This is a genomic window from Streptomyces sp. bgisy159 (assembly GCF_057707805.1).
The window spans coordinates 1-9,323 of record NZ_JBYIQX010000083.1; the positions used below are offsets into that span (position 1 = coordinate 1).

Genomic DNA, 9,323 nt, shown 5'->3' on the forward strand with positions numbered 1-9,323 from the left:
GGCCCCTTCCTCTTTCTGCGTCGGAGTCGGCCGCGCCTTTCTGCGTGGAGGTCAGCCGAGCCGCCCCGCGGGGCGGCGCCGGGTCCACCACATCCCGGCCACGCCCGCCGTGAGGAGTGCCGCGCCGGCCGCGCCGAGCGGCAGCACCTCCCGCTCGAACCCGGTCTTCGCAAGCTCGTCCCCGTCCGGCGCCACCGGCTTGTTGTCCGTGCCCAGCAGCAGGGGGGTGGCCGGGGCGTTCGGCGACGGGTTCGACGTGCCGAACGGCACCGGCCCCTGCTGCCAGTACGTCTTCCTGCCGTCGCCGGTCTGGACGGGCAGGCAGATCTTCCCGGTCCGCCGCAGATCGAAGGTGGCGTCCACGGCGTACGACTTGGACGCGCCGGCCGCGAGGGTGCCGACGGGGCAGGAGAAGGCGCTGTTCGCCCCCTCGGGAAGATCCCCGGTCGGCACCGCCGCACACCCCTGAACGTTTTTGACCGTCAGGCCGTCGAAACCGACGACCAGCAGCCTGAGGATGCCGCTTTCCTTTGTCCCCTCATTCTTCACCGTGGCGGTGATCGCCGTTTTCCGTGAACCGTTGTCGACCGAGATCTTCTCCGGAAGTCGCGTCGTCAGCTTCACGCCCGCAGGCGCCTCGTCGACCACCTTTCCCCCTTTGTCGCTTCCCGGCCCCTGATCCTCCGCGACGGCACCGGCGGAAAAGACCAGCACCGCCGAGAAAGATGCCATGACCAGCGACCCGGCGATGGCCGACATGCGCGTCGACCTGCGGTGAGAACTCATGTTCGCCCCCCTTGGCTGCGCCTGAATTCGCAGTACTCGAAGAGGTACCACAAGATTTCTCCGCACTATGCTGGTACGGCCCGAAGTGTGACCGTCGTGTTTCACTCGGGGAAGTCCGAGGCGGCGTTGAGGGGGTGCGTCGAATTGCCGGGGAACAGGGGAAGCGCGGGAGCCGCGGGAGATGCGGGAAATTCGGGGGAAGCGGGAAAGGGGGGAACTCCGGGAGTCGTGGGAATTCCTGGGGAAACGGGTGGTGCGCGGGGCGGTGGCGTACCGGGGCGGTGGGTGACCGGACGCTACCGGCTGGTCGAGAGCATCGGCCAGGGAGGGATGGGGCGGGTGTGGCGGGCCGCCGACGCGATGCTCGACCGGCAGGTCGCCGTGAAGGAGATGCGCATCGACGGCCTCGACGCCGAGGACACCCGTACGCGCCGCGAACGCACCCTGCGCGAGGCCCGTGCCACCGCCCGCATCGACCACCCCAACGTCGTCCGGGTCTACGACGTCGTCGACGAGGGCGAACGCCTCTGGATCGTCATGGAGTTGGTCGCCGGCCGCTCGCTGGAGCGGATCATGGCCGAGGAGGGTCCGCTCGGACCGCGCGAGACGGCCCGGATCGGGCTCGGCCTGGTGGAGGCGCTGCAGCAGGTCCACGCGCGGGGAGTGCTGCACCGGGACATCAAGCCGGGCAACGTGCTGGTGGAGGACGCACGCGGCGGCGGGGGCGGTAGCCGCCGGGTCGTCCTCACCGACTTCGGCATCGCGGCGATCCAGGACGCCAAGGCGCTCACCATGGTCGGCATGCTCGTCGGCTCGCCCGACTACATGGCCCCGGAGCGGATATCCGGCCGTCCGCAGGGCCCGCCGTCCGACGTGTGGTCCCTGGGGGCGACCCTGTGCGCGGCGCTGACCGGCCACTCGCCCTTCTCCCGCGACGCCACGCTGGCCACGCTGCACGCGGTGCTCTACGAGAACCCCGAACTCCCGTCCGCCGCAGGCCCCTTGCTCCCCCTCCTGGCCGCCCTCCTGCAGAAATCCCCGACCGCCCGCCCCACCCTGCCCCAGCTCGCCACCGCCCTGCACGCGGTGGCATGCCCGCCCCGGACCCCCACGGTGGCGGCTCTCGGGCCGGGGGAGGAACCGCGCTCCGGCGCGGCCGAGCCGGTCGCGGCCCGCGGGGCGGAACCGGCGCAGACGCAGGCGGGGCCGACGAGCGGGCGGGCAGAGGGGTCGACGGAGGGGCGGACGCCGGGAGCCGGGCCGACGGCCGCGGGGCCGGTGGGGACCGGGTCCGAGCCGGTGGACGAGGTGGCACCGACGGCAGTGCGGGGTGGGCCGGTGGCGGAGCTCGGAGCGCCGGCGGTGCCGGTCGGCCCGGAGGCGGGTCCACGGCCGGCGGTGGACCAGGGGGAGTCGTCGACCCTCCCGTCGGCGTCCCCGGCGTCCCCGGCGTCCCCGGCGTCCCCGGCGTCCCCGGCGTCCTCGGCGTCCCCGGCGTCCTCGGCGTCTCCGGGGGCCCTCGCCCCAGCCGCCGGTCCCGCCTCCTCCGCCCGGTCCACCCCGGCCCAGGCCGGTGCCGTCGGCTCCGGGGCCACCCCGGCATCCCTTTCCCCCGCGCCGCTCCCCACCGCCACCACCCGGACCGCTCCCACCGCTCCCACCGCTCCCACCGCACCCCCCGCACCGACGCCCACCCGGCGTCGTACGGCCCTCGCCGGTGGTCGTCCCGCGCAGTGGCGTCGTACCGCCCTGTGGGCCGCCGTCGGGCTGGCGGCGGCGGGTGGGTTGGTGGTGGCGGTGGTGCTGGGGGCGGCCGAGGGTGGGGCCGGTGACGGGGGCCGCGCCGGGGGCTCGCCGACGGCCGGGTCCGCCGCGGCGTCGGAGCGCGCCGGTTCCACCGCCTCGGGGCCCGCCGGGCCTGCCTCGCCCGCCGTCGAGGGCACCTCCCGCCCCCGCAGCCTCCCCCCGGGCGCACGGCAGGAGGCCGGCGGCTACGCGTGGACGCCGCCGTCGGAGTGGCGGCGGGACGTCAAGACGGGGGCGGAGGTGCACTACACGTCCCCCGACGGCACCCAGGAACTCGTGGCGAAGTCGTCCCTGGCGAGGGGCGACCTGATGGACACCTGGCGAACCTCGGAGGAGAACGCCCGTCAGGGCCGGGACTACCGCAAGATCCGCCTGGCGCAGACGACGTTCCGGGGCAACCCGGCGGTCGTCTGGGAGTACTCCTTCACGCTGCGTGGCACCCACTGGCACGCCCGTCTGCTCGGCTTCGACCAGAACGGGAAGTCGTACCAGATCAACACCTGGTACCAGGCGGAGGCGGAGACGGACGCCCTCCGCGTCTACGAGCGGGTGAGGGACGGCTTCACGGTGCTGTGACCGCCCCCGACCGAGCCCTGTCCCCGACCGGGCAACGCCCCCGACCGAGCCCTGTCCCCGACCGAGCCCCCGCCTCCGATCCGTTCGCCGCCTTACGGCAGCGCAGACCGCCTGCGCCGGACGTACCACTCCCGAGCGAAGGCGACGGCGAGGACGACGGCGGCGACGAGCAGGGAAAGCAGCACGGTCTCGCGGCCGTCGTGCTCGGTGTCGGTGAGCATGTAGCCGAGGACGAACACGATCAGCCCGGCGGCCGCCCAGGTCAGATACGGGTACAACCACATCCGGACGACCAGCTTCTCCGGCGACTCGGCCTGGATGATCCGCCGCATCCGCAGCTGGGAGAAGCAGATGACCAGCCAGACGAACAGGGCCACGGCACCGCTGGAGTTGACCAGGAAGAGGAAGACCGAGTCCGGATAGCGGTAGTTGAAGAAGACGGCGACGAACCCGAAGAGGACCGAGGCGAGGATCGCCGCCATCGGCACACCCCGCGCGGTGGTACGGGCGAATGCCCTGGGCGCGTCGCCGCGCTCCCCGAGCGAGAAGGCCATCCGGGAGGCCGTGTACAGGCCGGAGTTCAGGCAGGACAGCACCGACGTCAGGACGATGAAGTTCATGATCTGGCCGGCGTGCGCGATGCCGAGCGAGTCCAGGGCGGCGACGTAGGAGCCGTCGTCGGCGATGGCCTTGTCGTCCCACGGCAGCAGGGTGACGACCACGAAGATCGAGCCGAGGTAGAAGACGCCGATCCGCCAGATGATGCTGTTGGTGGACTTGGTGACGGCCCGCCGTGGGTCCTCCGACTCACCGGCGGCCAGCGTCGCGATCTCACTGCCCATGAAGGAGAAGACGACGAGCAGGACACCGGTGAGGATGGCGCCGGGCCCGTTCGGCAGGAAGCCGCCGTGGCCGGTGAGGTTGTCCAGGCCCGCCTTGTCGCTGTCGACGCCCGGGAGCACGCCGAACACCGCGAGCCCGCCGACGACGATGAAGGCGCCGATCGCGACGACCTTGATCCCGGCGAACCAGAACTCGAACTCGCCGTAGGAGCCCACGGAGACCAGGTTGGTCGCGGTGAGCACGACCATCACGATCAGGGCCCAGCCCCACTGCGGCACGGCCGGGACCCAGGACTCCAGGATCTTCGCGCCGGCGGTCGCCTCCACGGCGAGCACCACGACCCAGAAGAACCAGTAGAGCCATCCGATGGAGAACCCGGCCCAGCGGCCGAGCGCGCGGTCGGCGTGCGCGGAGAAGGAACCCGACGTCGGGTTGGCCGCGGACATCTCGCCCAGCATCCGCATCACCAGCACCACGAGCGTGCCGACGAGGGCGTACGAGAGCAGGATGCCGGGACCGGCGGTGGCGATGCCCGTGCTGGAGCCGACGAAGAGCCCGGCTCCGATGACACCGCCGATGGCGATCATCGACAGATGACGGTTCTTGAGACCGGCCTGGAGGCCGGAACCGGGTTGGCCGGTGCCGCCTCCATGGCCGTTTCCGGCCTTGGTCAAGGTCGGCTGCGAAGTCATGGATGGATTTCCTTTGCGCCGCTTGAGGGGTCTCCCGTACGGGGTGCCGTACGAGCCGATCCAGTGAATCGGAGGTGAATCGATTCTTGAACCTTTGAATCCAGATCGTTACTTGAGGTTTTCCTGAGGTTCCTTGGCGTGTGGGAGGGTGCTGTCGGGAGGTCCCCCGGACCTGCGGCTCCGCCGCCCCGCATGTCACACTGCATCCCATGCGCGTGTATCTCGGCTCCGACCATGCGGGCTACGAACTCAAGAACCACCTCGTCGACTGGCTGAAGGCGGCCGGTCATGAGCCCGTCGACTGCGGGCCCCACATCTACGACGCCCAGGACGACTACCCGCCGTTCTGCCTGCGCGCCGCCGAGCGGACGGCCGCGGACCCCGACGCCCTCGGCATCGTGATCGGCGGCTCGGGCAACGGCGAGCAGATCGCCGCCAACAAGGTCAAGGGCGTCCGCGCGGCCCTCGCCTGGAGCGAGGAGACGGCCGCCCTGGGCCGCCAGCACAACAACGCCAACGTGGTCGCGGTCGGCGCGCGCATGCACAGCCAGGAGGAGGCGACGAAGTTCGTCGAGACCTTCCTCGGCACGCCGTTCTCCGGCGACGAGCGCCACATCCGCCGTATCGACATGCTCTCGGCGTACGAGACGACGGGCGACCTGCCCCCGATCCCGGCGCACCACCCGCAGCAGTAGGCCGCACCGGCAAGCAGCCGCCCGCACTCTCGCCGCCGGCCCCCGCCGCCCGTTTCCCCGCCCGCCGTGCGGAGGGGGCGAGCGGAGGGGGACGAGTGGTCGACGGCCGCCGCGTACAGGCCCGCGGGCGGGCGGCGCACGGTCGCCCCCGGCGGCCGGAGGAAGGGGACACACACCGTGCCAGAGGGGCACACGATCCACCGGCTGGCGCAGGACTACGCCGCCCGGCTCACCGGCACGGTCACCGCGACCAGTCCCCAGGGCAAGTTCTCCGACGCCGCCGCCCTCCTGACCGGCGGCCCCCTGCGCACCACCGAGGCCCACGGCAAGCACCTCTTCCTCGGCTTCGCCCCGGACTCCTGGGTCCACATCCACCTCGGGCTCTTCGGCAAGGTCACCTTCGGCGCGGTCCCCGCCCCGCCCCCCACGGACACCGTCCGCCTCCGCCTCGCCACCGACACCGCGTACGTCGACCTGCGCGGCCCCACCACCTGCGCCCTGATCACCGACGCGGAGAAGCGAGCCGTCCACGCCCGCCTCGGCCCCGACCCCCTGCGCGCCGACGCCGACCCGGACGCCGCCTACGCCCGCGTCCGCCGCAGCCGCACCACGATCGCCGCGCTCCTGATGGACCAGAAGATCATCGCCGGGGTCGGCAACGTCTACCGCGCCGAGGTCCTCTTCCGGCACGGCGTCGACCCCTACCGCCCGGGCAAGGACATCACCGCCGGCCAGTGGCGGGCGATCTGGGACGACCTCGTCGAGCTGATGCACGAGGGCGTCCGCGCCAACCGCATCGACACCGTCCGCCCGGAACACACCCCCGAGGCGATGGGCCGCCCGCCCCGCGTCGACGACCACGGCGGCGAGGTCTACGTCTACCGCCGCACCGGCCGGCCCTGCCACATCTGCGGCGCCGAGATCCGTACGGCGGAACTGGCCGCCCGCAACCTCTTCTGGTGCCCCAGCTGCCAGAAACCCTGACGGGACCTGCCGGAGACCCTGACGGGACCTGCCGGAATGCCTGAGCGGACCTGCCGGAGACTCCGACCGGACCTGCCGGAGTCGCTGACAGGACCGCCGGAGACCCTGACGCGACCTGCCGGAATCCCCGAGCGGACCCGCCGGAGCCCCTGACCGGAGCCCCTGACCGGAGGCCGCCGACCCGCCCCCGCGTCAGAACCCGTGCGGCAGCCAGGGCGCGACCGGCGACCCGAACGCCACCGACGCCTTTGCCACCGCCCCCTCGCGCACCTCGGTCACCCGCCCCGCCGCCGCCAGCGACGCGAGGCTCACACCCCCGAGATACACGGCCCCCAACTCCGACGCCGACAGAGCCAGATCGGCCGCATCCCCGGTACGGGCGCACGACGCCCCCGCCGCGTCCCCGGTGAGCCGCCAACGCCCCGCGTTCCAGGGGCAGAACGCGTCCTCGACCTCCAGCACCACGTCCACTGGCGCCAGGTACCCCCGCGCCGACAGCGCCGCGCCCACCTCCACCAGCCGTACGTGCAGCCCGTCCCGCACCCGCAGCCCGCACCGACGCACATCGGACACCATCCGCAGCCACGCCTCGTCCACCGGCCGCCCCCGCGTGGTCACCCGCGACGTCAGATCGATGTCGAACAGAAACCGCCACAGCGCCGCGTGCGCCGCCGGATCCAGCGCTTCCACATCCCGCACCGTCACCGTCCCGCAGGGCCCCTGCCCGTCCCACTCCGGCTTCACCCGGAACCGCGCGAACCCCACGACCTCTCCTCCCCGCTCGGCCAGTACGCACTGCACCGGCGAGGCCCCGGCCCGCTCACCCACCGGATCGAGCAGCGCCAGCCGCTCCCACCCGGTCCGCCGCTCCAGCATCCCGGGCCGCAGGGACACCACCCGCGCGTACACCGCCTCACACACGTCCAGCGCCTTGTCAGGCTCGGCGTACCGCAGCCGCACGTCGTCCGTCCCGGCCGGCACCGCCAAACGCACCCGCGCGGTGTCGACCTCGGCGTTCACCTGGAACGTCGCGACGCCGTACCCGAACCGGCCGTAGATGGCGGGCTCGGAGGCGGTGAGCACCGCCAGCGGCACACCCCACGCCCGCACGTCGTCCAACTGCCGCCGCATCATCGACGTCAGCAGCCCCCGCCGCCGGTGCGTCGCCGCCACCCCGACCATCGTCACGCCCGCCGCCGGCACGGCGGCACCGCCCGGCACGGTCAGCCGGAAGTCGAAGGCCCCCGCTGTCCCCACGCAGGCGTCCCCGTCCCACACGCCGAGGCAGCGGTCGACGTCGACCAGCGAGCGCCACAGCTCCCGCTCCTCGGCCGCCTCCGGCACCCCGCCGAAGGCCCGCAGCAGGCTGTCGTACCACCCGTCCCACTCGTCCTTGCGCACCACCCGCGGCCGCAGCGGATCCCCCGCGCCGCCTCCGTCGAACGCCTTGGTCGCCATGGAGCCATGCCTACCAGGGCAATGCGGTACGAGCCAGTGGATTTCCACCTCCGTACCGGCAGCGCTTTCCATGACGATCACCGCGAAGTCGGGTCTCGGACGGGGGACAAGTGGGACCTCCCGTGCCAAGCGGCGGGTTCGATGGATAGGGTCCCGAACTAATGGCAGCAGGACGAGAGCGGCGCGCGGAGGCCGAGACGTTCACGGCCCGGTTGAAGCACCTGATGCACCGGGTCCGCACCGGTGTGCGCCGAAGCGCCGTCGACTACTTCCGCGGCGACGGCTCCGACTGGATCGCGCTGGCCGGCCTGCTGCTCACCATCCCGCTGATCACCCTCGCCACTCTCGCCGACGAGGTGTGGTTCTCCCCGGCCGCGCTGGTCCTGCCCATCGTCGCCGGCGGCCTGCTGCTCCGCCCCGCGAGCCTGCTCGGCCTCTACGCGGCGGCGGCCTCCGCACTGATCCTGGAGTCCGTCCAGCTCGGCCCGTACACCGAGGGGCCGTCACGGGTCACCCCCGGCGTCGTCCTGGTGGTCGCGGCATGCGGTTTCTTCGGCCTGCTGATCGCCCAGTTCCGCAGCCGGGTCGGCGTGCCCTGGCGGCGCGGCGGCACCATGCTCTTCGACCTGCGCGAACGCATCCGCGTCCAGAGCAAACTGCCCAAACTGCCCCACGGCTGGCACCGCGAGATGGCGCTGCGGCCGGCCGGCGGCCAGTCCTTCTCCGGCGACTTCGTCGTCGCGGCCCGCACGAACGGCGGCCGCACACTGGAGGTCGTCCTCACCGACGTCTCCGGCAAGGGCATGGACGCCGGCTCCCGCGCCCTGCTGCTCTCGGGCGCCTTCGGCGGCCTGCTGGGCAGCCTCCCGCCGCACGCCTTCCTCCCCGCCGCGAACGGCTATCTCCTGCGCCAGGACTGGGACGAGGGCTTCGCCACCTCCATCCACCTCGTCCTCGACCTCGACTCCGGCGACTACGAGCTGTACTCGGCGGGCCATCCGCCCGGCCTCCAGCTCAGCGCGGGCAGCGGCCGCTGGGAGGAGAAGGCGGCCGAGGGCCCGCTGCTCGGCGTCTACGACGGCGCCCAGTTCGACCCGGTCAAGGGCTCCCTGCGCCCCGGCGACGTGCTCATGCTGTTCACCGACGGCCTGGTGGAGACCTCCGACCGTGACATCGTCGAGGGCATCGACCGCCTCACCGGCGAAGCCGACCGCTATGTCGCCGGCGGCTTCCAGGGCGCGGCCTGGCACCTCATCGAGTCGGTCGCGAAGGACGTCAACGACGACCGCGCCCTGCTGCTGATCTGCCGCCAGGGACCGACGACCACGACGATGACGACGCTGACGGCGTCCGCGCGCTGACGCAGTCCACGGTTCGGTCGTGTGTTTGTGCCACGTACGTAACTACGACCGCTTCTCGATTGCACAGGCGAGCGAAGAGTTGCTACCAATGGGATGCGTACAGACGTGACGCATACGTCCCA

The 9,323-nt window shown here is 72.5% G+C and carries 7 protein-coding genes; 4 read left to right on the top strand and 3 right to left on the bottom strand.

The window, feature by feature from the left end:
- Positions 1-51: 51 nt before the first annotated feature.
- Positions 52-759, bottom strand: coding sequence for a hypothetical protein (locus AC3ET3_RS35395; RefSeq protein WP_435613671.1), 708 nt, complete (start codon positions 757-759; stop codon positions 52-54).
- A gap of 357 nt (positions 760-1,116) precedes the next feature.
- Between AC3ET3_RS35395 and AC3ET3_RS35400 the strand changes: the two genes are divergently transcribed.
- Entirely contained in the window at positions 1,117-3,168 is a 2,052-nt protein-coding gene (locus AC3ET3_RS35400; RefSeq protein ID WP_435613672.1) for a protein kinase domain-containing protein, read from the top strand.
- Between the two features lie 92 nt (positions 3,169-3,260).
- On the opposite strand, the gene AC3ET3_RS35405 is transcribed toward AC3ET3_RS35400, so the two are convergent.
- Positions 3,261-4,703, bottom strand: a complete 1,443-nt coding sequence (locus AC3ET3_RS35405; protein ID WP_432157907.1) for an amino acid permease — start codon at positions 4,701-4,703, stop codon at positions 3,261-3,263.
- A gap of 209 nt (positions 4,704-4,912) precedes the next feature.
- Here AC3ET3_RS35405 and AC3ET3_RS35410 point away from each other — a divergent pair, with 209 nt between their 5' ends.
- Positions 4,913-5,398: a ribose-5-phosphate isomerase gene (locus tag AC3ET3_RS35410; RefSeq protein ID WP_432133024.1), complete on the top strand. Its 486-nt coding sequence runs from the start codon at positions 4,913-4,915 to the stop codon at positions 5,396-5,398.
- Positions 5,399-5,575: 177 nt separating this feature from the next.
- Positions 5,576-6,382 (top strand): Fpg/Nei family DNA glycosylase, encoded by an 807-nt coding sequence (locus AC3ET3_RS35415; RefSeq protein WP_435613670.1) that lies wholly within the window; start codon positions 5,576-5,578, stop codon positions 6,380-6,382.
- Between the two features lie 192 nt (positions 6,383-6,574).
- Here AC3ET3_RS35415 and AC3ET3_RS35420 read toward each other — a convergent pair whose 3' ends face one another.
- Positions 6,575-7,840 (bottom strand): GNAT family N-acetyltransferase, encoded by a 1,266-nt coding sequence (locus tag AC3ET3_RS35420; RefSeq protein WP_432133022.1) that lies wholly within the window; start codon positions 7,838-7,840, stop codon positions 6,575-6,577.
- Positions 7,841-8,001: 161 nt separating this feature from the next.
- On the opposite strand from AC3ET3_RS35420, the gene AC3ET3_RS35425 reads away from it, so the two are divergent.
- On the top strand, positions 8,002-9,201 hold the full coding sequence (locus AC3ET3_RS35425; protein WP_432133021.1) for a SpoIIE family protein phosphatase: 1,200 nt from the start codon (positions 8,002-8,004) through the stop codon (positions 9,199-9,201).
- Positions 9,202-9,323: the final 122 nt, after the last annotated feature.

Bases quoted from the DNA above. Each gene is read 5' to 3' on its own strand.
- AC3ET3_RS35395 (WP_435613671.1), bottom strand. From the start codon at position 759: ATGTCGGCCATCGCCGGGTCGCTGGTCATGGCATCTTTCTCGGCGGTG.
- AC3ET3_RS35400 (WP_435613672.1), top strand. From the start codon at position 1,117: ATGGGGCGGGTGTGGCGGGCCGCCGACGCGATGCTCGACCGGCAGGTC.
- AC3ET3_RS35405 (WP_432157907.1), bottom strand. From the start codon at position 4,703: ATGACTTCGCAGCCGACCTTGACCAAGGCCGGAAACGGCCATGGAGGC.
- AC3ET3_RS35410 (WP_432133024.1), top strand. From the start codon at position 4,913: ATGCGCGTGTATCTCGGCTCCGACCATGCGGGCTACGAACTCAAGAAC.
- AC3ET3_RS35420 (WP_432133022.1), bottom strand. From the start codon at position 7,840: ATGGCGACCAAGGCGTTCGACGGAGGCGGCGCGGGGGATCCGCTGCGG.
- AC3ET3_RS35425 (WP_432133021.1), top strand. From the start codon at position 8,002: ATGGCAGCAGGACGAGAGCGGCGCGCGGAGGCCGAGACGTTCACGGCC.